General features: G+C 43.4%; 28 protein-coding genes and 2 pseudogenes. 13 read left to right on the top strand and 17 right to left on the bottom strand.

Annotation, left to right across the window (positions count from 1 at the left end; translation table 11 throughout):
• Nucleotides 1-47 precede the first annotated feature (47 nt).
• Nucleotides 48-938 (bottom strand): LysR family transcriptional regulator, encoded by an 891-nt coding sequence (locus ACTQ1O_RS10820; protein WP_441487251.1) that lies wholly within the window; start codon nucleotides 936-938, stop codon nucleotides 48-50.
• A gap of 121 nt (nucleotides 939-1,059) precedes the next feature.
• Between ACTQ1O_RS10820 and ACTQ1O_RS10815 the strand changes: the two genes are divergently transcribed.
• The 5 genes from ACTQ1O_RS10815 to ACTQ1O_RS10795 all read left to right on the top strand — a co-directional run bounded on the left by ACTQ1O_RS10815 (nucleotide 1,060) and on the right by ACTQ1O_RS10795 (nucleotide 6,150).
• Nucleotides 1,060-2,403, top strand: a complete 1,344-nt coding sequence (locus tag ACTQ1O_RS10815; protein ID WP_441487250.1) for a hypothetical protein — start codon at nucleotides 1,060-1,062, stop codon at nucleotides 2,401-2,403.
• 531 nt (nucleotides 2,404-2,934) lie between these two features.
• Nucleotides 2,935-3,180 carry a DUF4160 domain-containing protein gene (locus tag ACTQ1O_RS10810; RefSeq protein WP_441487249.1) on the top strand — a complete coding sequence of 82 codons (246 nt, stop codon included), beginning with the start codon at nucleotides 2,935-2,937 and terminating at the stop codon, nucleotides 3,178-3,180.
• 12 nt (nucleotides 3,181-3,192) lie between these two features.
• Nucleotides 3,193-3,633, top strand: a complete 441-nt coding sequence (locus ACTQ1O_RS10805) for a DUF2442 domain-containing protein (protein ID WP_441487248.1) — start codon at nucleotides 3,193-3,195, stop codon at nucleotides 3,631-3,633.
• A 62-nt stretch (nucleotides 3,634-3,695) separates the two neighbouring features.
• Complete coding sequence (locus ACTQ1O_RS10800; RefSeq protein WP_441487247.1) at nucleotides 3,696-4,262, top strand: TetR/AcrR family transcriptional regulator; 567 nt, start codon at nucleotides 3,696-3,698, stop codon at nucleotides 4,260-4,262.
• A gap of 169 nt (nucleotides 4,263-4,431) precedes the next feature.
• Nucleotides 4,432-6,150, top strand: a complete 1,719-nt coding sequence (locus tag ACTQ1O_RS10795; protein ID WP_441487246.1) for an oleate hydratase — start codon at nucleotides 4,432-4,434, stop codon at nucleotides 6,148-6,150.
• Nucleotides 6,151-6,585: 435 nt separating this feature from the next.
• On the opposite strand, the gene ACTQ1O_RS10790 is transcribed toward ACTQ1O_RS10795, so the two are convergent.
• Complete coding sequence (locus ACTQ1O_RS10790; protein ID WP_441487245.1) at nucleotides 6,586-7,527, bottom strand: ADP-ribosylglycohydrolase family protein; 942 nt, start codon at nucleotides 7,525-7,527, stop codon at nucleotides 6,586-6,588.
• A 509-nt stretch (nucleotides 7,528-8,036) separates the two neighbouring features.
• Here ACTQ1O_RS10790 and ACTQ1O_RS10785 point away from each other — a divergent pair.
• The 3 genes and pseudogenes from ACTQ1O_RS10785 to ACTQ1O_RS10775 form a co-directional block, all read left to right on the top strand.
• A complete protein-coding gene (locus ACTQ1O_RS10785; protein WP_279198561.1) occupies nucleotides 8,037-8,474 on the top strand; it encodes a LytTR family DNA-binding domain-containing protein in 438 nt (145 codons plus the stop codon).
• 12 nt (nucleotides 8,475-8,486) lie between these two features.
• On the top strand, nucleotides 8,487-8,921 hold the full coding sequence (locus ACTQ1O_RS10780; protein WP_441487244.1) for a DUF3021 domain-containing protein: 435 nt from the start codon (nucleotides 8,487-8,489) through the stop codon (nucleotides 8,919-8,921).
• Between the two features lie 122 nt (nucleotides 8,922-9,043).
• Nucleotides 9,044-9,118, top strand: a pseudogene (locus tag ACTQ1O_RS10775) (phage tail tape measure protein); the annotation flags it as partial.
• A gap of 160 nt (nucleotides 9,119-9,278) precedes the next feature.
• On the opposite strand, the gene ACTQ1O_RS10770 reads toward ACTQ1O_RS10775, so the two are convergent.
• Nucleotides 9,279-10,322: a YeiH family protein gene (locus ACTQ1O_RS10770; protein WP_279198559.1), complete on the bottom strand. Its 1,044-nt coding sequence runs from the start codon at nucleotides 10,320-10,322 to the stop codon at nucleotides 9,279-9,281.
• A 123-nt stretch (nucleotides 10,323-10,445) separates the two neighbouring features.
• On the opposite strand from ACTQ1O_RS10770, the gene ACTQ1O_RS10765 reads away from it, so the two are divergent.
• Entirely contained in the window at nucleotides 10,446-11,333 is an 888-nt protein-coding gene (locus ACTQ1O_RS10765) for a LysR family transcriptional regulator (protein WP_279198558.1), read from the top strand.
• A 138-nt stretch (nucleotides 11,334-11,471) separates the two neighbouring features.
• Here ACTQ1O_RS10765 and ACTQ1O_RS10760 read toward each other — a convergent pair whose 3' ends face one another.
• Genes ACTQ1O_RS10760 through ACTQ1O_RS10745 form a run of 4 tightly spaced genes read right to left on the bottom strand, consistent with a single transcriptional unit; the run spans nucleotide 11,472 to nucleotide 13,863 of the window.
• A complete protein-coding gene (locus ACTQ1O_RS10760) occupies nucleotides 11,472-12,056 on the bottom strand; it encodes a cyclophilin-like fold protein (protein WP_441487243.1) in 585 nt (194 codons plus the stop codon).
• A 12-nt stretch (nucleotides 12,057-12,068) separates the two neighbouring features.
• Nucleotides 12,069-12,611: a flavodoxin family protein gene (locus ACTQ1O_RS10755; protein ID WP_441487242.1), complete on the bottom strand. Its 543-nt coding sequence runs from the start codon at nucleotides 12,609-12,611 to the stop codon at nucleotides 12,069-12,071.
• A gap of 14 nt (nucleotides 12,612-12,625) precedes the next feature.
• Nucleotides 12,626-13,627, bottom strand: coding sequence for an alpha/beta hydrolase (locus ACTQ1O_RS10750; RefSeq protein WP_441487241.1), 1,002 nt, complete (start codon nucleotides 13,625-13,627; stop codon nucleotides 12,626-12,628).
• Between the two features lie 20 nt (nucleotides 13,628-13,647).
• Entirely contained in the window at nucleotides 13,648-13,863 is a 216-nt protein-coding gene (locus ACTQ1O_RS10745) for a hypothetical protein (protein WP_441487240.1), read from the bottom strand.
• A gap of 122 nt (nucleotides 13,864-13,985) precedes the next feature.
• Here ACTQ1O_RS10745 and ACTQ1O_RS10740 point away from each other — a divergent pair, with 122 nt between their 5' ends.
• Nucleotides 13,986-14,858 carry a LysR family transcriptional regulator gene (locus ACTQ1O_RS10740; RefSeq protein ID WP_441487239.1) on the top strand — a complete coding sequence of 291 codons (873 nt, stop codon included), beginning with the start codon at nucleotides 13,986-13,988 and terminating at the stop codon, nucleotides 14,856-14,858.
• Between the two features lie 237 nt (nucleotides 14,859-15,095).
• On the opposite strand, the gene ACTQ1O_RS10735 is transcribed toward ACTQ1O_RS10740, so the two are convergent.
• The 3 genes from ACTQ1O_RS10735 to ACTQ1O_RS10725 form a co-directional block, all read right to left on the bottom strand.
• On the bottom strand, nucleotides 15,096-15,629 hold the full coding sequence (locus tag ACTQ1O_RS10735) for a flavin reductase (protein WP_441487238.1): 534 nt from the start codon (nucleotides 15,627-15,629) through the stop codon (nucleotides 15,096-15,098).
• 14 nt (nucleotides 15,630-15,643) lie between these two features.
• Complete coding sequence (locus ACTQ1O_RS10730) at nucleotides 15,644-16,141, bottom strand: nitroreductase family protein (protein WP_441487237.1); 498 nt, start codon at nucleotides 16,139-16,141, stop codon at nucleotides 15,644-15,646.
• A 74-nt stretch (nucleotides 16,142-16,215) separates the two neighbouring features.
• The gene (locus tag ACTQ1O_RS10725) at nucleotides 16,216-16,779 is read right to left on the bottom strand and encodes a flavin reductase family protein (protein WP_441487236.1); all 564 of its coding nucleotides are present in this window, start codon (nucleotides 16,777-16,779) and stop codon (nucleotides 16,216-16,218) included.
• 131 nt (nucleotides 16,780-16,910) lie between these two features.
• Between ACTQ1O_RS10725 and ACTQ1O_RS10720 the strand changes: the two genes are divergently transcribed.
• Nucleotides 16,911-17,252, top strand: a complete 342-nt coding sequence (locus tag ACTQ1O_RS10720; RefSeq protein WP_441487235.1) for a winged helix-turn-helix transcriptional regulator — start codon at nucleotides 16,911-16,913, stop codon at nucleotides 17,250-17,252.
• Nucleotides 17,253-17,305: 53 nt separating this feature from the next.
• On the opposite strand, the gene ACTQ1O_RS10715 is transcribed toward ACTQ1O_RS10720, so the two are convergent.
• Nucleotides 17,306-17,767: a hypothetical protein gene (locus tag ACTQ1O_RS10715; protein ID WP_441487234.1), complete on the bottom strand. Its 462-nt coding sequence runs from the start codon at nucleotides 17,765-17,767 to the stop codon at nucleotides 17,306-17,308.
• A gap of 173 nt (nucleotides 17,768-17,940) precedes the next feature.
• Between ACTQ1O_RS10715 and ACTQ1O_RS10710 the strand changes: the two are divergent.
• A pseudogene (locus ACTQ1O_RS10710) lies at nucleotides 17,941-18,003 on the top strand (IS66 family insertion sequence element accessory protein TnpA); the annotation flags it as partial.
• Nucleotides 18,004-18,016: 13 nt separating this feature from the next.
• Here ACTQ1O_RS10710 and ACTQ1O_RS10705 read toward each other — a convergent pair.
• The 3 genes from ACTQ1O_RS10705 to ACTQ1O_RS10695 all read right to left on the bottom strand — a co-directional run bounded on the left by ACTQ1O_RS10705 (nucleotide 18,017) and on the right by ACTQ1O_RS10695 (nucleotide 19,188).
• Nucleotides 18,017-18,211, bottom strand: coding sequence for a hypothetical protein (locus tag ACTQ1O_RS10705; protein ID WP_441487233.1), 195 nt, complete (start codon nucleotides 18,209-18,211; stop codon nucleotides 18,017-18,019).
• A 126-nt stretch (nucleotides 18,212-18,337) separates the two neighbouring features.
• Nucleotides 18,338-18,607: a hypothetical protein gene (locus ACTQ1O_RS10700; protein WP_441487232.1), complete on the bottom strand. Its 270-nt coding sequence runs from the start codon at nucleotides 18,605-18,607 to the stop codon at nucleotides 18,338-18,340.
• Entirely contained in the window at nucleotides 18,607-19,188 is a 582-nt protein-coding gene (locus ACTQ1O_RS10695; protein WP_441487231.1) for a type IV toxin-antitoxin system AbiEi family antitoxin domain-containing protein, read from the bottom strand. The genes ACTQ1O_RS10700 and ACTQ1O_RS10695 overlap by 1 nt, the downstream gene beginning before the upstream one ends.
• A 49-nt stretch (nucleotides 19,189-19,237) precedes the next feature.
• On the opposite strand from ACTQ1O_RS10695, the gene ACTQ1O_RS10690 reads away from it, so the two are divergent.
• Nucleotides 19,238-19,429 carry an ATP-binding protein gene (locus tag ACTQ1O_RS10690; protein WP_441487230.1) on the top strand — a complete coding sequence of 64 codons (192 nt, stop codon included), beginning with the start codon at nucleotides 19,238-19,240 and terminating at the stop codon, nucleotides 19,427-19,429.
• Between the two features lie 159 nt (nucleotides 19,430-19,588).
• Here ACTQ1O_RS10690 and ACTQ1O_RS10685 read toward each other — a convergent pair whose 3' ends face one another.
• The 3 genes from ACTQ1O_RS10685 to ACTQ1O_RS10675 all read right to left on the bottom strand — a co-directional run bounded on the left by ACTQ1O_RS10685 (nucleotide 19,589) and on the right by ACTQ1O_RS10675 (nucleotide 21,437).
• Nucleotides 19,589-20,524, bottom strand: a complete 936-nt coding sequence (locus ACTQ1O_RS10685) for a DUF1848 domain-containing protein (protein WP_441487229.1) — start codon at nucleotides 20,522-20,524, stop codon at nucleotides 19,589-19,591.
• A 97-nt stretch (nucleotides 20,525-20,621) separates the two neighbouring features.
• Complete coding sequence (locus ACTQ1O_RS10680; protein WP_410043469.1) at nucleotides 20,622-21,170, bottom strand: histidine phosphatase family protein; 549 nt, start codon at nucleotides 21,168-21,170, stop codon at nucleotides 20,622-20,624.
• 144 nt (nucleotides 21,171-21,314) lie between these two features.
• On the bottom strand, nucleotides 21,315-21,437 hold the full coding sequence (locus ACTQ1O_RS10675) for a winged helix-turn-helix transcriptional regulator (RefSeq protein ID WP_441487228.1): 123 nt from the start codon (nucleotides 21,435-21,437) through the stop codon (nucleotides 21,315-21,317).
• Nucleotides 21,438-21,564 lie beyond the last annotated feature (127 nt).

Genomic DNA, 21,564 nt, shown 5'->3' with positions numbered 1-21,564 from the left:
GAAATTGTAAAAAGCAACGTTGGTGAGGTGGGGCTATCTACCCACAATCATGCTCGAAGCCTCACTTTTTTGACCATATCTATAAAAAGCAGTACCAGTGGATTAGTATTATCTGCGCGGTAAGCATAAGATTTGGTTACCTTAAGAGTCGGTTCCAGAATATCTCGCATGGTAATTTCGTTTTCAAAACCTGAAACAGAAAACCCTTTTGCTTTTATGTAAATCGCATTTGTTTTCTGGAGTAAAAATGGAACAGTATCAATATTATCGGTCAAAATCACGCTATTAGGAGTAAATCCGCATACAGCAAGAGCTTCGTTATAGGAATGATTGGAAATGGGATCATCCCGCAGTTGAATACAGATTTCATTCTTCAGATCCTCTAAGGTGAGAACTTTTTTTGCTGCCAATGGGTGCTTTATAGACATCATCACATCCATACCTCCTTGTATAATGTCATAATACCGCAGGACTTCACTTCCCGGATAATTGCTTCTCGGTATTACGCAGATATCGATTTTTTCTTCCATCAATGCTTCAAATCCCTCATGAGGTTGAAATGAAAATCTCTTAATTTCTACATTCGGATATTTCTCTGTAAATTTTGGTATGATTGCACCGAAATCCTGCTGAATGGTGTAGTAGAGCATTCCGAGTTTCAATTTTCCGTTGACACCGTTCTGATATTCAGAGAGTTCTTGCGTCATATTATCGTATGTCTGTATTATTTTTCGGAATTGTTTGTACACCTTCAGACCGGCTTCTGTGAAAGACACAGAATGTTTATTGCGTTCTAAAAGCTTTACCCCAAGTTCTTTTTCCATTTCTGCAATGTGACGACTCAATGCCGGCTGTGTGATATATAGATTATGGGCTGTCTTTGAAAAATTACCATATTTATGAAATGCAATGAATTCACGCATATATTGTATCTGCATTGTTTTTCTCCTTATGCATATAACGTATAACCAGTATAATATCATTATAAGCATTATTCATAACAAATGCTATAATGAAAATAGCAAAAATTGGGAATCCAATTATTAGGAGGAATTAATTATGAGCACTACACTGACACCCGACGTAAAGATAACCCCACTGATTCCGTGTAAGATCCCTAAAAACAAAGTGTTTGTGTGTCCGGAAAGTTCCTGGACAGCTGATACTGACGGAAAGTGGCAGCTTCATCCGTTTGCATTCGACCGCTGGGATGTAGAAGAAATGGCATATTATGACGGATGTTCACTTCACGTAGGACTCAATCCTTTCAATGTTTACAAAGTACATGGAAAGGATTATTTGAAACTCTTAACGTGCTGTACGGTTAATACTTTTAAAACTTTCCCGATTGGAAAAGCACGCCATGTCATCTTCTGTGATAATGGTGGAAAGGTTCTTGTTGATGGTATCTGCATTCGCACAGGAGAAGAAGATTACCTGGCATTCAATCTGGTTGATCCGAATTTCCTGAATATGCAGATGGGAAATCCATTCCGCTTTGAGTGTGAAAATCTACGTGAAAACTATGCTGTTCTTCAGCTTTGTGGTATTCATTCTCTCGAGGTTGTTGAACAGGTCTGCCATCAGGATCTTCATGATCTGAGATTCATGTATTCCTGTGAAGCTAAGATCGATGGAAAAGCAGTACGTATTCTTCGTGCCGGTATGGCAGGAACACTTGCATATGAGATCCACACCACAGCAAAAGATGCACCATATGTATATCAGAAACTTCTTGATATGGATAAAAAGTACGGTGTTCAGGAAATCGGCCGTATCTGCTATGTAAATCAGCACTGTGAAGGGTCTATCTTCCAGCTTGCAGAACATTACAACATTCGATTTGAGATGGAGGGTGATAAGTTCATTCTTTCCGGTAGCCTTCCGAGAGAAAGTGAGCTTCAGTATCATAGCCCGTATGATTGCGGATGGGGAAATCTTGTTCGTTTTGATCATGACTTTATGGGAAAGGAAGCGCTTCTCGCAGAGTCTCAGCGTAAGCATAACACAGCTGTTCATCTCATTTGGAATAAGGAAGATATCCTTAAGGTTCAGGCTGCAGTAATGGATCCTGAAAAACGTGTTGATTATATGGACATGGTTGGCGATTATGATTTCAAGAACAATTGCTCCACCATCCATATGGATGCAGTTTATGATGGTGATAAACTGATCGGTGCATCATCTGACCGTATGCTTTCTGCAAAGACACGAGAGATGATTTCCATTTGTACAATTGATGAGGATTATGCTGTAGAAGGTAAGGAAGTTGAAGTTCTTTGGGGTAATCCGGGAACCTGTCAGATGAGAATTCGTGCAAAAGTTACGTTGTTCCCATATATCAAAGAAGATAGAAACAATAATATCGATATCGAGAAGATTCCGCATCCTGTATTTGACTAATCAGGTGTGATAACCCCGGAATGGTTGACTGTGAATTCAGTTGCCGTTCCGGGGATTTCTTTTTCATGCGCAGTGAGAATGCCTGTATCCAAACGTCTTCTTCATTTTCTTATCCCTTCTTGTGCTTCATGATCGTTGTTTTGTTCCTGGTATTTATATCGTACCGTATTTCAAATCCATATCAAGTACGCAGATTTTTCTGACATAGCATCTTGCGTGATACCTTGACACTCCACACTAAAGTCGTGGGATTCTTGCTTCAACCACTACTTCGTTCCTAACAAGTTACCTTGTTGGCTCGTCTTACACAGTGTCCACAAACGTAAATTCCCGTATGCCCTACGGTATTTTATTCGAGCCATGGAGGTGGTGAACAACGATCTGATCTACGCATAAGGTATCGGCGGCGGGGAGCAATCCCCGCCTTCCTTTCATATCCAGTCAAAATATATTTGGGATAACAATTGGCATTTCACGATATCGTGATATGATATAAGTGACCACAAACAGGAGGTTTCAGTAATACCGGTATTGTCCAGATTCTACGGGATCATTATTCGTATGTATTTTCAGCAGTCGGAACATAACCCGCCTCATATCCATGCCCTTTACGGCGAAGATATGGCCGCCATTGATATTCAAACAGACGAGCTGCTGGAGTGGCATCTGCCGCCCAAGGCGCTTGCTATGGTACGGGAATGGTCTGCTATCCACAAAGACGATCTTCTGCATATGTGGGAGACGCAGGAGTTTAAGTCCCTTTCTCCCCTTGAGTAAGGAGTTGATATTATGTTCCATAAGGTGAAAGCGGTCAACGCTCTGCCGGACTATCGCCTAAGCGTACAGTTTGCGGAGGGCGTGACCAAGATTTATGATGTAAAGCCCCTGTTTTCAAAATGGGCACCGTTCAAAACGCTGGAACATGACCCGGCATTGTTCTCCAACGTGGAGGCCGATGTGGGCGGCTGCGGGGTCATCTGGAACGATGATCTCGATCTGTCCTGCGACGAGCTCTTTGAAAACGGTGTGACTGTCAAGACGCCCTTTGACGGACTCATGGCCTTTACCGACGCCACCCAGCTTTGGGGACTGAACGAAAGCACGCTGCGCAAGGCGATTGCCTACGGGAAGCTGGTCAACGGCGTGGATGCCTGCAAATACGGCAAGCAGTGGGTAATATCTATGGAGGCTATGAAGCGGGAATACGGAGAGCCCCGAGCTTCACTGTGATGGATGGGAGGAGCGTTGTCTCAAACCTCTCATAGTTCCGATCCGTCCAAGGAGGAAACCGAATGCCAAATATGAAAGAAACCTTTGCAAAGCAGCTTATAGAGCTATTGGAAAAAGAGCCTCTGGAAAAAATCAGCGTAAAAGACCTGATTTCAGCCTGCGGTGTATCCCGACAGTCTTTTTACTACTATTTCAGCGATATTTACGATATTGTCGAATGGATCTTTACGGAAGAAGCGGACAAGGTACTCAGAGATTACAGCGATATAGAGAGCTGGGAATTTGGCTATGTGCTCATGATGAAGTGGGTACTTAACCACCGCGCCCTGGTGCAAAACACCTACAATTCCATCCGCCGCGGTTATGTGGAATTCTTCATGAATCGCGTCCTGTATTCCTATATCATCAAGGTGGTGGAGGACGCCGCGGTGGGAATGAATGTAACAAACGACCAAAAAGAGTTTATTGCCAAATTCTATACGCTGGCGATCAATGCCATTTCACTGGAATGGATCCGGGAGGGCTTGAAAGAGGAGCCGGAGGCAATTGCGAGAAAGGTAAATCTTCTGATCAAAGGAGATTTTCATAAAGCCCTTCGCAGCTTTGAGCAGGAAAACAGCAAGACGTAATCTTTTTACACTTTGAGCCGGATGTCAAGCGACGCTTGACATCCGGCTTTTCTGTCTATTTTGAAAAAAAAGCTTCTGCCTTATACTCAAGTCACAAATCAAGGAAAGGAGCCTTTACCATGTATTACACGAATGGAAATTACGCAGCATTTTCAAAGCAAGAAAGCCTATGGATGTAGCAGAACGGAAGGCCTATATCGTCGGAAGCGGACTTGCCGGTCTTTCGGCGGCGGTGTTTCTGATCCGTGACGGACAGATGCCGGGAGAGAACATTACGATTTTTGAAGAACTCCCTCTGCCGGGCGGGGGCTGCGACGGTATCAAAGATGAGCGGCTGGGCTATATCATTCGCGGGGGCCGAGAAATGGAAAACCATTTTGAGTGCCTTTGGGATTTGTACCGTTCTATACCGTCACTCAAAAATCCCGGTCAGTCCGTTCTTGACGAGTTCTACTATCTCAATATGGATGACCCCAGCAGTTCGCCGGTACGAGTTACCTTTGAACAGGGAAAGGACGCGCATACGCTCCACAAATTCACGCTGTCGGATGCAGCGGCACTGGAGATGACAAAGCTTGTCATGACGCCGGAAAGGGATTTGCAGGACAAGAAAATCACAGACGTATTCTCGAAGGACTTCTTTGAGTCGAATTTCTGGCTGTTCTGGAGAAGCATGTTCGCCTTTGAGGACTGGCACAGCGCCATTGAGATGCGGCGTTATGTGACGCGCTTTATCCATCATACGCACAACCTTACAGATCTCTCCTGCCTGAAATTCACATCATACAATCAGTACGAATCCTTGATTCAGCCTTTGATCAGCTATCTCATGGAGCATAATGTTCGGTTTGAATATGACACAGTGGTCAATAACGTCGTGTTCCGCAGAGGCAGCGGAAAGCAAATCGCTTCACAGATCGTTATTACGCAGAGCGGCGAACGGAAAGTGATCTATACCGATGAGCGTGATCTGGTTTTCGTGACGCTGGGCTCAAATACCGAAAATTCTGCATACGGGGATCAAAACACCGTGCCCGTTATCCCGGACAGCATTGGCCCGGCATGGGAACTGTGGGAGAATATTGCGGCTCAGGACGCCTCTTTTGGCAATCCAAAGAAATTCTATGGAGATATTGCCGGTTCAAACTGGGAATCCGCAACAATTACCTGCATTGACGAGAAAATACCCGCATATATTGCCAAGCTGACCGGCCGGGACCCATACAATGGCAAAATCGTTACCGGTGGTCCCATCACCGCCAAGGATTCTTCCTGGCTCATGAGCTGGACAGTGAGCCGCCAGCCACATTTCGCTGTGCAGAAAGCCAATGAGATCGTTGCCTGGGTCTATGGCCTGTTCTCCGATGAGCCCGGTGACTATATCAAAAAGCCAATGAAGGAATGTACAGGTGAAGAGATCACTATGGAATGGCTGTATCATATCGGTGTGCCTGTCTCAGAGATCGAAAATCTGGCAAAGAACCACGCTGTATCGATCCCGTGCATGATGCCCTATGTAACTTCCTACTTTATGGCGCGTAAGGATGGGGACAGTCCCCTCGTGGTTCCTGAATGTTCAAAAAACTTTGCCTTTATCGGTGAGTTTGTTGAAACGCCTGCCGACTGCGTGTTTACCACCGAATATGCTGTAAGAACGGGTATGGAGGCCGTTTACACGCTATTGGAGCTGGATCGCGGTGTTCCCGAAGTATTTGCTTCTGCTTATGATGTTCGTGTACTGCTCCAGGCGACTGCTGCCCTGCTGGATGGCAGGAAGCTGACGGATGTAAAGCTTCCTGTAGTACAGAAAATTGCATTGAACAAGGTCCTGAAAATGATGTCCGGCACAGTCGTTGAGGATATGCTGAAGGAGAATCATCTGATTTAAAAACACAATATTGACGCCCTGCAAGCCCAAACTTGCAGGGCGTTTCTATGTACGCACCGCAGGGGCTTCCTGCGGTGTCTTTTTTACGCGAACAGTGAGCCGCAGCCGAATGCGAAGTATTCGTGTGCGGCGAGCGTCGCGATAGCGAGATAAAACTCGCGCAGCGTGTTTTATCTCGTTCTGTCTTAGCGTCCTCTGTCATAATCGTGGCTGCGAGGGCGGGTCTGCTGACGCCTTGTGTCGTTCCGGCGCTTGGCCTCCGCTTCCTTGCCTCATGCTTCTTCAGGGCTTCCGTATACAGACGTTTCTTTTCCTGGCGAAGCTGCTTGCTCTTCAAATGTGAAGCGACACCGACGCCTCCGGCAGCAAGTGCTGCCACAGGAGCAGCAAGCACAAACACGCCTGCCACCATTCCTCCGCCTACAACAGATCCGGCTACATTGCTTCGTGATCAACCCATGCATGAACAGCGCCACCGGGATATTCGCCATCGACTTCAACTACTGCCCCTGCCGGAACCACTTTATCTACAGAATCATCAAGGACTTCAAAAACGGTTCTTGTAGCCTCCCCATTCTTATCCAGGGCTTTCGACGGATATCTCTTCTCAAAATAATAAAGAATCTCCATCTGTCTGGCATCGAGGTAGTTTATCGCACTGTCAATAATACCTTCCGGAACACCGAAATACGCTTCTGCAACAGCGCCGGCCATTGCAGCAATTGTATCGCTGTCTCCACCGACTGAGATTGCATTCCTTATGGCATCTTCAAAATCTACTGCCTCAAAAAAGGCTTCAAGCGCTACCGGGACAGAGCCCTGGCATGAGACATCAAACTTATAGGATTTTCTGATCTGATCAAGTGAAAACCCGATTTCATAATAGTTTGAAGTAATATAATTTCTGATTTCTTCCTTGCTCTTACCGTTTCTTGCAAGATAAACTGCCACTGCAATAGCCTCGGCGCCTTTCATCCCTTCCGGATGATTATGACTTATCTCTGTAACCTTTGCAGATAGCAGCCTTGCCTCATCCAGATTTTTTGCAGCAAACCCACACGGTCCTACTCTCATGGCAGAGCCGTTTCCAAAGCTGTTATACGGCTGAGGATCTTCAGCCCAGAGCCACTTAATAAAGGTACCACCATAACCGGCATTCTTATAAATCCTGCCCAGTTCCTGCATGGCAGATATTGCCGTTTTACCTAAAGAATCTACATCCTCCGCACAATCAAGAATGGCCTTTGCCACAGCAAGAGACATCACGCTGTCATCTGTCGGCCGGCATTTTTTATCGAACAGCTCAAACTCCTTCGATTTGTGATTTATTCTTTCATACCTTGAACCGGCAATATCGCCTATGATTGCTCCGATCATATCTTGATCACTCCTTAAAAACCGAGGTCATCAGTTGTTCTCTACTACGTAATCTAGAAACCTTCTCATTTCTGAAAGCGGATGATATGGGAATAATCCATCGTACTTTTCATCATCGGCCCAGTTCATGAGAAACCCTTTGTCACGATTTGAATCATACGGATCCCTATCCCAGGTTTCCGCTTCAAGCTGCAACTCACTGCAAGTTTCAGAATCTGTTGCGAAGGGATCATGTAGCCACCACCTAATTTACATTTTTGCTTATAATTGTACAAATTATAAGCAAGAATGTAAATTCTATTTTCACTCGATCTCCACACCCCCTCTACTAATTGCGCCTATCTAATTACGCAACACTCACGATTGATAATCGTTACTTTTTTAAGTAATAGGAAATCTCTGAAGCTTATGCATTTCACCTTTTGTTTTTTGTCACTTACCTCAAATGTCAGGACAGAGCTTTCGATATATTGTATGATTACATCATCAAAGAGAAAGGAAACCGGGGCATGAAGATAAGTGTTGATATTTCTGCTGAATATAAAGAACCATATGCAGTGATCTACACTGACAAGGTGACACATCAGATACAGCGAATGCTTGATCTATTCAGCACAAACGAAACTCCCATAACTGCTCTGCAGAATGAAGAGGATATTATCGTTCTGCAGCCTAAGGAAATATACATGGTCAGAGTAGAGGATGGAGATACGATTATTTATGGTGAAAAACAAAAATATCGTTCACGGAAAAGGCTCTATGAGATTGGCCAGCAGTTAGGAAAACAGTTCATGCAGATATCTAAATCCACACTGATCAATCTGTCTTATATGGACAGTATTGAGCCGGGCTTCAGCGGGACACTTTTGCTGAAGCTGAAGAATGGATGCAAGGATTACGTTTCGAGAACATATCTGCCGGAGTTCAAAAAATATCTTGGATTATAGGAGGCGAAAGCAATGAAAGAGACAATAAAAGATTTAGCAAAGAGCACGGTAATCAGTATTGGAATGGCAATGGCTATTTTCTGTCTGGGTGGAATTGTATTTGATGTAAGATACAAAGGGAATTTCAGCCTTGAGAATTACAGGTTTACAAAGATGGTTGTCGGTTGCGTTTTGGTTGGCCTTGGATTTGGAGTTCCGACCATTGTGTACAGGAAGGAAAATCTTCCAATGCCGATTAGAGTGTTGATACACATGGGTATTGGCTGCGTGATTTATACAATCGTTGCTTATGCAGTCGGATGGATAGGTGGGTCTGCAACCATCGGTCAGGAAATTATAATTACGGCGATTCAGCTGGCTGTTGCGTTTCTTATCTGGTTCCTTTTCATGAGATATTATCGTGCAGAAGCAAAAAAGATGAATGATAAGATACAGGCAATGAAGTAAGAAGTAGTAAAACATAGTTTTTGAGAACATCGGTCAGAAATGATCGGTGTTTTCTTTTACCCCAAATCAGGAAGGAGGGAGATGGATGGCTGGACGGCTGGACGGATGGACGGATCTAGGGTATCACCGTTGAGATTGGCGGCGATACTACCAAACTACAGACAGCCCTTAAGGGCGTAAATACAAAGATCAGAAATTATTGAGGATCGAGTTTTATCTCGCTATCGCGACGCTCGCCGCACACGAATACTTCGCATTCGGCTGCGGCTCACTGTTCGCGTAAATAAAGAAGGCAGGTACTCCGACAAAAGTACCTGCCCTCTTTTATAGTCAAACTGGCGTATTAAATTCGATATATCACCAGATCCGCATAACATGCTGCATGCCAAGGCTGACAAGCGTAATTCCCGCCCAGCAGGCCGCGCCGATGACGATCGGCTTCCCGCCGGTCCGGATCAGTTTCACGATGTCGCTGTTCAAACCGATCGCAGCCATCGCCATGACGATGAAAAACTTCGACAGGTTCTTGAGTGGTACGAACACCTCCGTGCTGACGCCCGCCTGTACACAGACCGTCGTGATCACCGAAGCCAAAACAAAATACAGGATAAACACGGGAAACGCCCTGCGCAGGCTGAAAGCTTCACTATTCGGGGCAGTGCTGTTTTTCTCCGACTGTTTTGCACGAACGATCGAAAGAACCAGCGTAATCGGGATGATGGCCAGAGTACGTGTCAGCTTAACCGTGACCGCTTTATCCAGCGTCTGGTTCCCGAGGCCCCACATGCTGTCCCAAGTGGATGCCGCTGCGGTCACCGAAGAAGTATCATTAACGGCCGTCCCGGCAAAGATTCCGAAGGCGTCTCCGCTGGTAGTATCAAAGCCGATGGCACGCCCCAGGATCGGGAAGAAAACCGCCGCAAGGACGTTGAAAAAGAAGATTACAGAGATTGCCTGCGCCACCTCATCGTCATCCGCACCAATGACCGGAGCGGTCGCTGCAATCGCAGAACCTCCGCAAATCGAGGAACCTACACCTACCAGTGTGGAGATGTTCCCCGGGACATGCATCAGCTGGTGCAGCAGCCATGCGATGATCAGCGAAGTGCTGATTGTACAAATGATGATCGGCAGGGACTGCTTTCCGGTTTCGGCGATCACCCCGAGGTCCATCCCGAATCCAAGCAGAACCACGGCTGTCTGCAGGATATATTTAGAAGTCCATCGGATCCCGCCTTCCGCAGGTCCTTTGTTTTTCCAGAACACAGTTACGGCCATTCCCGCCAGAATACCGATGACGGCTCCGCCGACAACCGGGAAGCGCTGTCCGATGATCCATGACGGAATGGCAATTGCAAGACACAGAAGAATTCCCGCGCCGTTTTTTCTTATAAATGACATGATAGATATGTCCTCCCTCTGTTTAATTTCATTGACAGGGATCATCATAGAATGGTAAATTCAAAATGTAAAATTATTTATTTCTTGTTTACGATATTATTTTTTTATTGATAAGTGTGTCTTATGCTGGACTTTCGAATCAATACGTTTCTGTGCGTCTGCCAGACCATGAATTACACCAAAGCCGCTGCGCAGCTGAACATTACGCAGCCGGCGGTATCTTCCCATATCCATTATCTGGAGGATTATTACGGCACATCGCTTTTTCTATACCGGAATAAAAAACTGTATCTGACCCGGCAGGGGGAAATTCTTAAGGAACGCCTGCAGGCCATGCAGAATGACGAGGTACAGCTCAAACAGGAACTTCGTCCGGAGGACACCGGGATAAAATGTCTGTCCTTCGGCGTTACCATGACTGTCGGTGAATATGCGGTTGTAAATCCGCTGGCCGGGTTTCTGAAACGGCATCCGGATATGAATATACACCTGAAATTCGGAAATACCGAGCAGTTGATCCATCTGCTCGAAGATGGCAAGATCCACCTAGCACTTGTAGAAGGATATTATCCCGGGGATCAGTATGAGAATCTGACTTACAACACAGAGGATTACATCGCGGTATGTGCAGCCGAGCATGTTTTCAGGAATGGGACGCCGGCCTGTCTGAGAGATCTTCAGGGGGAGAGGCTACTGATCCGGGAAAAGGGTTCCGGTACCAGAGAAATCATGGAGCGCAGCCTGTCCGCCCGGGGCATCCGGCTGCATGACTTCTCTCATTTCATCGAAGTGGAGAATATGCATACGATCACAGCCCTGCTGAAAGAGGACTGCGGGATTTCATTTCTGTATAAAATTGCCGTTAAGGAAGAGCTCCAAAACGGCAGGCTGCGCGAAATAAAGCTCCGGGATTTTTCCATGCAGCATGATCTCGACTTTATCTGGGAAAAAGGCAGTATCTATGCCGGTCAATACCGGAGGATCTGCGAGGAGCTGATCAAGGAAAAATGATGCGAACCATCACACTGAAAGAGCAGCGGCAGCGTGTGAACCTGTCACGAAAGTTGCACATGTCTCGTACAAGAAGAAACTTTAGTGCCAAGTTCAAATCTGATCTCGTCCTTGAGGTTCTGAAGGGGGAAAAGGAACCTATTCCGTGCTGATGGTTATCGTAACATCTCCTTGTGAAAGAAGATCTGCCATCTCTGCCTCATCCTTATCAGATATATGACCGAGCCTTGTGTATGACCAGCTGTTGGAGCCATAGAACACTACCATCTGATTGCCCGAATAAAGTGCAATGTCACCTGAACTCGTTGTTGTCTGTTTGTCATCTCGTGGCAAGCTCTGTCCTATGGAACCCACCTGTTCAAAACCGCCATACATTGACATCTGAATGGTAATATCACCATCTTTAGCCATATCCCGCAGTCTTTCTACAGCCTGATTGTCTTCCCACTCCACATTAACTTTTGTACCATCAATCATCATTATCATAGTACTATCTCCAACAGCTTCATCATCTGCTGAGTCATCTTTTTCTGCCAGCTGATACATAGCAGTTCCCTCCGACATGACATTCTCTTCTGAGCTTTCTGTTTCAACATTTTCTGATGTTGATATTTCAGTTACTGCATTCTGATTATCACCGGAGTTTATTGTATTTCCTGAACAGGCGCTCATACAAAACATGATTGTCATACAGAATGCTATCAAAATCATTTTTTCTTTCAAATCAAGCATCCTTTATCTTAAAGACTTTCCAAACTCGAAAGCCTCCTTTAACTCTTCTGTTTTCCCGGATGCCTCACCCATATCACCTATGCCACCACAGAATAAGGAACCTGAAAACTGAGCCTTTTCGAAGCAATCAACCCATCCTTGAAGTCCACTTTCTGCCTTTTTAGGCACAAACTCTTCATCCTCAGCTGCTACAGATAGCATATATACATTTCTAAATTTATAATCTGAAGGATATAGAGGATTGAGCCTGTCCAAAAGAGTCTTCATCTGACCACTCATCTCATAGTAATAAATCGGAGTGACGAATACCAATGTATCTACGTTCTTTACTTTGTCAGCAATCGTGGCAGCATCATCCTTAATGACACATTTCTGAGTATTCTGACATGCCAGACATCCTATACAAAAGCCTATGCTCTTCCCTTTAAGACTTATATGCTCCACATCATGACCTGATGCTTTTGCTCCTTCTATAAGCTTTTCAGTAAGTATATCTGAATTGCTATTTGCACGAAGGCTTGTTGAAATTACTAATACTTTGCTCATATCATCTCATCCTTTTATTTCAAATTCTCCTTAAAGAAGCTCTCCAGCTTGTCATAAGGAATATAATCCTTATCTCCACCATCATATAGATCTGTATGCACCGCATCAGGGATTATCATAAGTTCTTTATTATCAGCATACTTGCTGTCTTTGATCATATCTGCATAAGCATCCTTTGAGAAATAACATGAGTGTGCCTTTTCTCCATGGACAAGTAAAACTGCACTTCTGATCTCGTTGCTGTATTTAAGTATTGGCTGATTAACAAAGGATTCACAGCCGATTACATTCCAGCCACCATTAGAATTAAGGCTTCTCTTGTGATAACCTCTGTCAGTCTTGTAGTAATCATAATAGTCTTTCACAAAGAAAGGTGCATCCTCCGGAAGTGGATCTACTACACCGCCGCCAAGCTTATACTCACCTGCCTTAAGGTCTTCAAGTCTCTGAGCGCACATGGCAGCCCTCTTCTGATACCTTGCTTCCTCGCTGTCCTCGGAGTCAAAATATCCCTTTGCATTTACTCTTGTCATGTCATACATTGTCATTGCAGCTGTAGCTTTGATCCTTGTATCAAGAGCTGCTGTATTTACAGCCATGCCGCCCCATCCACAGATACCGATGATTCCAATCCTGTCAGGATCTACTTTTTCATTAAGTGAAAGGAAATCAACTGCAGCCATGAAATCTTCTGTGTTGATATCAGGAGATGCCATATATCTTACGTTCCCACCGGACTCTCCTGTAAATGATGGGTCAAATGCTATTGTTAAGAATCCTCTCTCTGCCATTGTCTGAGCATAAAGACCTGAGCACTGCTCTTTAACTGCACCGAATGGCCCGCATACAGCAATTGCAGGGAGCTTACCATCTGCATTCTTTGGAACATACATATCCGCTGCAAGAGTGATTCCATATCTGTTTACAAATGTGACTTTGCTGTGGTCTACTTTATCACTTTTCTTAAAGGTTTTATCCCATTCCGTTACAAGGTTCAGTTCTTCTTTTCTGATCATTTTACATTCCTCCGTTTTAATTACTTTTCTTTTTGGATCTGTCTTATCAAAAAATCCATGTTATCAACTTTCTTCTGACTGTCATGAAGTTCGTCCATCAGATGGCACCGGCATTTTCTAAGATCTCGTAAAAGCGTATCGGTATCACCTTCTTCATATATTTTCTTCATGAAGTATATTTGTTTATCGTCACAGCCCATATCTGAAAGGTTTTCAAGAATCTTTACCGTATCCATCTTATTTCTCCTTCCAGTTTTTATATTAAAACCTTGACCGGATTTTCGCTAATGAATAAAATAAATATCATGATATTCGTTTTTTGAATAACGCTTAAATAGTCAGCTTTATGGAGGATTTCATGGAAATAAAAAATCTCAGATATTTCCTTGCAGTTGCAAGGGAAGAAAATATGTCAAAGGCTGCTGAGCAGCTTCATGTATCACAGCCTACTCTTTCAAAGACATTAAAATCATTAGAGGAAGAACTTGGGAAGAAACTGTTTATCAGGCACAGCTTCAGTATTTCACTCACTGATGAAGGGATGCTCCTGCGTGACCGCGCACAGGATCTTGTGGCTATGTCAGATAAGATTGAACAGGAATTTAATTCCCTGGATGATATAACAGGTGGGGATATTTATTTTGGACTGGCCGAGAGCTATCAGATAAGATATCTTGCCAGAGAGATCTATAAGTTAAAAGAAAAATATCCCAACTTCACTTATCATATAACCAGCGGAGATACTGAACAGGTTACTGAAAAACTTGATAAGGGCATTTTAGACTTTGCTGTACTATGTGAAACACCTGACAGCAATAAATATGAATATATTAAGTTTCCGGAAGCCGATGTATGGGGAGCAATCATATCTTCATCTCATCCCCTTGCAAAGAAAAAATCCATCCATGTCTCTGACCTGATAGGACAGCCTCTGTTTGTCTCTGAGCAAAGCTGGAACAATGAAATCAAAACATGGGCTAAAGAAAGATTTCCTAAGCTAAAGCTTGAAGGCTCTTTCAGACTGTCCTATAACGGCTCTGTATTTGCAAGGGAAAACCTTGGAATACTTCTTACATTTAAAGATCTGATAAATACCGAAGGAACTGACATGGTATTCAGACCACTTTCACCTGAACTGAAGTCAGAACTATATCTCATATGGAATAAATATCAGACCTTTACTCCTATTGCTGAAAAGTTTCTGGAGCAGATAAAAAAGACTTTCAAGTAATTTTCAAGAAGGTCACAGCATAATAAAGCAATTCCTACATTTTTATTATGCAACAAACAAGATTAGACTTAGGGAGAGAAAAGTACAATGGCATTGTACTTTTGGGCAAAAGAAAAAGACGTATAAACCATATCAATATGGTCTATACGCCTAATAACTTTATTAAAACAATGCGCATACCAAAACTGTCAGGGCAAAGATTGCTGGAAAGACAGTCAAAACAATTCCGCTGTACGATTATCTGATAATATATGCATCTACAATCTGTCCTATGTATGCCGTATGAGCATCACGGTTAGCCATTGGATTAGATCCATCAACATCCTGTGGATACATTTGTTTTCTGATGTTTTCAGGAATTGCTGACAAATCTTGCTTCTGTGAATAAAGCACTTTGCATTCCAGTGTTATTGGATATTCCTTCACTCCCGGTGTTGTGATTATTTCAGCATCCTCAAGAGTAAGCCCCGCTTCTTTTACCTTATCAACATTGTTACCAGACAAACTTCCACATACCTTTACAATTTCTGGAACAGGCTTATCCAAAGGAATACTGATTGTAAATTCCTTTGTCTTATCAAGCTGAGCCTTTGTGTATCTGTGCTCTCTTACATATACAGTAAATGTTGGAACACTCCAACATGTTCCCAATGCACCCCAACCGATTACCATGGAATTAAACTTATCTCCATTGGTATTTAAAAGAATCCCCTTCGGAAGGGCTTCTGTTATTCTCTGTGCATATTCTGTTATATTTATTTTCTCTTTCATTTAAACAATCCTTTTTAATCAACATAATGAACTCTTGTTTCATCAAATCTGGCCTGCTGTGGTCTGTCTTCCGCAGGATATCCAAATGGAACAAGTGCAAAAGGTACAAGTGTTTCCGGTGTTCCTAAAACATCTGTCACCTTTTCTATTCTATCTTCTATAGGTGCTACTGCAAGCCATACCCCGCCAAGTCCAAGAGATGTGATTTCAAGTAATGCATTCTCAGTAGCAATAGCAAGATCAATCTTGTCAAATTCAGGGAACATAAGCCCTTTAGTCCTATAACACGGAACAAGTACCGCAGGTGCACCTGCAGCACACCCTGAGTACGGACTACACTGGGATAATGCCTTTATCTTATCTTTATCAGTAACAACATAAAATTCCCATGGCTGCTGATTTCCAGCTGATGGAGCAGCCATCGCAGCTCTTAGTATCTTTTCTATTTTTTCTTTTTCAACGGCTTTCTCTTCGTATTTTCTAATACTGATTCTCTTAAATATTTCTTCCATAGGATCACCTTTTCCTTTCAGAATCATGCCCACTCACATTACCAAATATATTATAAGCGGTCTTCATTTTTGCTTCATACAATTTTGTATTCTTTTCCCATGACCCAGCATCGGCCAATTACATTTCCTGTACTTATATATTGAGCACTTTGAAATTCAAACAGGACCGGAGCCGCCTTTTCATAATCAATCTTTCCTTTTTCATTCAGGCATTCTTCCTGTACATAGGTATGAATTGGTTTAAGGATATAATTTGTAAATACTCCAACTTCGATTGAATCTATAACTTCACAAGCCATTGAGACCGGAGCTTCATCAATGATTGGGGCATTTTCAAGATCTTCAAAATGATGTGAAAAGACCTTCGACTTATCAGTTTCTGCGCCTTTTGCAATCCCACAGTAGTCTGCTGCAACAAGCATACTCTGATTAACGAGGCTCACAGACATCTGTCTATTTTTCTTAATGATAGCATCCGTATATGCATGTGCCTTATCTATACTTACAAGAAGATGTCCATGGTCTACAACTCCAACATGTGCGATCACAAGAAAGTTTACCTTATCATCACCTTTAACTCCAACTATTGTTACTGGTGTGGGATACAATCCCATTACTGAACCTATATCTTTCTGCATGTTTTTTCCCTTTCATAATTTTACTTGAAATATTCTCTGTTTCGTGATAAAAATAGCACAAACAATATCGAAAGGTAAGTACGCACTTTTTAGGTATATAGTTGCTTTTTAGAAACCATAGGAGATTACTGATGTCAAAAGAAAAGATTATAAAAGAAAAACCATTTCATTGCCCAGTGGAAGCAACTTTCAGTCAAATCGGGGGAAAGTATAAAATGATCATTCTCTATCATTTGTTAGAGGATGGAACCCTGCGTTATAACCAGATACAAAAATATATTCCCCAAGCCACTGCCAAAATGCTTGCGCAGCAGCTAAGGGAACTTGAAAACGATGGTCTTGTACACAGAGAAGTTTACCCTGTTGTGCCACCTAAAACTGAATATTCACTTACAGAACGTGGTATTTCGCTAAAGCCTGTTATCGACTCAGTCTGTGAGTGGGGACGAACATACATGAAAGGAACATTCTGATTTCTATAATGCATGATTGACTCTCTAATCACACATATCATAGAAGCCCATTATTAAAACAGTGTACATATCCATGCTGCCAAAGCAGAAGCCGCAGGGAATATAATCAACAGTTTTATCAGCTGACTCTTTATGTTGTATCCGTACTTCCTACCTTGTGTCACGCTCTCTATTTCCGGAAAATAGAATTGGAAGAAGTGATACGTCATAAGCAGGAAATACTCAAAACAGATCATATCGTAAAGCTTATAGACCGTGAATATCAGTATAAAGCGTGTAAAGAACTGCCAAAAGGAATACTCACTCCTAAGTCCATCCCAAATAGAGATTACTCCCACACCAAGGATAAGAAGGAAGCTGAATACAATTAATGTCCATTCTATCACTTTTGTCCCATAAAATATTTCTTTATCCCGTGGTACTATTGCTTCCTGAAACTCCTTTGGAGCTGATGAAAACAACTTCTTGTCCTGAATAAATGCAACTGCAGCAAACATCATAATCGATATTGCCACACATAATACAATTGCCAAAAATATCGTTAGTAGGCAAGCGGTAAACCGCCAGTACCTGTTGTACCTAGCTAACCTTTACGATAATGGAGTCGAATAAATCTAAGGTTTTTTCGACTTCTCCAAAGAAGGCTTGGTATTGATGGACAAGATCACACGACGTTCGCCGTCAACAATGGCTTGATATCATTCAGGCCTGTAATGCCAGTGGTCTTACAAAAAAGGCCTGGTGTAAACAGAATGATATCAACATTATTCATCACCGCCTCCCTCCGGAACTGTTTTCTCCGCTTTTTTACGCGGCTCCGCTACTCTCAACACTTTCAATTTCTCAAGCACAGATCCTTGAGTGTAATTCCTCTTTGCCGGAATCTGCGAGGGATTGCTGTGCTTCATCAGAGCAGCCACCTGTTCGTCATAATGCAGATATCTAGATCGTCTTGCCATTTGCTCTCCTCCCCTTCCCTTGGCATAAAAAATGACCGACGCCTTTCTTGTTGAAAAGCAATCGGTCTAAAGTAATTGGCATCTGTTCAGTTACATGCACAAACTCTGTTTTGTCATCAAAGGTACTTACTCATCGTTACTTGCAAGTTTCTTCAACAGCCATTTTACACTCTTTACTGTCTCCTCAAACGACACGTCTGCCGCATAGGAATATTTTTTCTGATAGGATTCCCATAGTTTCTTGAGAGCAGCGCTGCTTTCAATATTTGAAAGAATCCCATCTGCATCCGCATACAGCAATTCTGTCCCTCTTTTCCGACAGGTGGCTGTAAATGCTGCTATTAAGGTCTCACGATCAATTCTGTTTCCATTTAATTGTGCTGACGTAAGCGGCATTACAGCAGTACCTCCATATATTGCCTGATCATTTTGTCCACATGGAATGATTGTGCATAAGACATCAGCTTGTTTAGATCCTTATCCTTCCTTTGAGCATACGTCTTTAATGCCGTATTGAACTCCTGAATTTCAATATTTCTGCGGCTTCGTACGATGTCACAAATCGTCCGTTCCGCATCATAAACCGGGATTTCATTTTCATAAGTATCCTTTACCATGACCTTCCCTACATCCAGCGGATCTTTTTTCACCGTATAAACTTTGCATCCGCTATCAACCAGTCGTTTTGTGTTATACCCCGTATAAATGGTCAGTGTATGCTGTATTGGTTCGCGATCTGTAAGGTTGTGATAATACAGTGCTTCCTCATGAGAAAAAACTGCCGCTGGGCAGCGCTTGTGAAGAACAAAAAGTTCATCGGGCCATGCATCTTCCCTGATATAGATCCCATGACCAATTCGCTCCAGATTATTCTCTTTTACATATTGATAAAAAGCACCTTTTTCAAAGCCGTTCTTTGCCGCATCTGATGCCGTAATGATCCCTGTATCAGTAAAAAGGTCTTCAATCGCGTGCACAAGTATCACTTCCTTTGTTCTAATATTGATTTATATTAGCACGTTAGTTGTGATATTTACCAGCAACCGGCAGCCTTCCCAGTGGGAGGAATTCTTCGATGGAAAGGATGACCTTCTGGCAACTCTGGACAGAATTTTCGATAAAGCCAGGGTGTTCATGATTAAAGGTGAAAGTTACCGCGGCAGGGAATGCCAGACACTGGCTGTAGAAGCAGGAATTGCAAACGAAAATGTAAAGTAACCGGATAATGAGATCCGGATCATTGATGCGTTGGCTGATTTAATGCGACCGTTTTTTGGCTGGAATAACCCGACCCAAAATGGCTGAAATCACCCGGCGCTAACATAATCAATGTTTAATGTTCTACATCTACGATCATTTTGCTGTGTGGAGGGAGCTCTAGAGAAGGTCAAAGATGCTCATCTGTCTGTCAATCCAGGACGCCTGTTTGGCAGTGTGTACAATATCCTGCTCTGTGAGATGTCCGATTAACAGCGGAGACGAAGGATCATGCTGACTCATATTATGGAGAACAGCGGATTGGTCGTAGTTGGCATAGCAATAAAGGCAGCCGTGTCCGCAGGTGTTGTACTCGCCAATATCAGCGCCAAGGAGACAGGAACACCCCTGCCGTGCAGGGGAATGGGTTGGCACGAGAAGTCTCTTTCCTATGGCATTTTCAATGACCTTCTTAGAAAAACACCCTTCTGCATCCACATGGCTTCTGACAAGGGATCTGTCTTCCAGACACAGGTGAATCTGCATACCCAGCCTTTCGGCGGTCATATTGAAAGAATCGATCAGCTCATTCTGTACGGACATCGGAACTGCCGATGCCTCTGGAAAATTGCGCTTTGTCTTTTCATACAGATCAAGGAAGCTCACTACACACTGATCGGTATAGGGCTTTAATTTCCCAGCCATCTCAGCGAATGTCCGTTTGTGGAAATCAACCGTATATTTTCCGAAAATAAAGACCGGATCGTACCTCCAGATGACACTCCTTCGGCCGGCGTAACGGGAAAGAGCTGCAAAGGCCTTCATAACCTTCTTCTTTTCCGGAACATGCGGCTCTATCTCCGTCCCGTAAGGAGTGATGGTCACCATGAAGAAAGTGCGGAATGCGTCCAGTTCATGGATCCTGTTCAGCATAGGAATTGGATTTTTTGTGCAAAAAGAGATGGCATCCACAACTGACGGGTCCAACCTGTATTTTGTCACGGAGACCGGATTGTATGGGTTCCTGACAAGGGCATATCTCTCGCGAATGCGGTTATAAAACCAGTCCGAAAAGAAGGCTGGGATATCCGTTCGGCTTCCTGTGTTGATAATCATTGCATACCTCTGAAATCCACTGTGCACATACCATTTCAATTCTGCACAACTTATCTGCAATCTGCTGATTTTCGAGACAACTGAACGGATAAAGGCATCAGAAATCATATTCCCGCACTTGCGCATTGCGGATACCGAATGAAGCGAACTCCTCGTTCGTCATGTCATGAAAATATGACTCGATAATTCTGGAAATGCCGTTGTGTGCAACGAGCAGATATGTCTTCTCCGGATCCCTTTTCAGATCATCGATCAGATTGTAGATGCGCTGTGCCATTCGCATCATGGATTCGCCGCCGTCAAAGCTGTCACAGAAGTTCTGCTTTGCTCTGGCAAACTCTTTTCCGTCTCGGGCGGTTCCCTCCCATTTGCCGAAATTCTGTTCAATGAGCCTTTGCTCGATCCGCATCGGCACACCGGTCATCACAGAAATTTCCTTTGCCGTGTCATAGGCACGGCTGAGCGGTGATGTCAGGATTTCATCGATGGTGATTTCTCCGGCATCCATCTTCAGCTTCAGGATTCTTCCTGTCTCTCTGGCCTGCTCATGCCCCAGCTCTGTCAGGGGACTGTCTGTTGCGCCGCAGATCTTATTTTCAACGTTCCATACTGTCTGGCCGTGCCGGACGAAGTAAAATTTACCCATAGTTGTGTTTAAGGCTCCCTTGATAAAATAATATTGAGAATAATCCTTGAATGCATGATCAATCTTGAAGAGCCGGATATACTGCATTCAGCAAAGAATCAGAATATGTAATCGAGAATGAACATTTTTATTCTCCATAACTCTTTATTCATTATCTGTTGATGCATTCTTTGCTTTCAGATAAGTGATATATTCATTCCCCCATTTTTCGATCGACTGCAATACTGTTCTGAATTTCTCTCCGATCGGTGTCAGCTCATATTCCATTTCTGCATATCTCCTTCACTGTCGGAATAAAGTAAATTTGAGCAGTGTAGAAAACGCTCCACTTGATTGTCCGTTGCTCTCAGATGCGTATTGCTGGCATGTATATTCGAGAGAATATTTTTATTTT

Origin of the sequence: Bilifractor sp. LCP21S3_A7, assembly GCF_052118825.1 — a bacterium.
Lineage (GTDB): Bacteria > Bacillota > Clostridia > Lachnospirales > Lachnospiraceae > Bilifractor.
The sequence above is the reverse complement of the archived record's forward strand: the minus strand, read 5'-3'. Positions and strand labels throughout refer to the sequence as shown.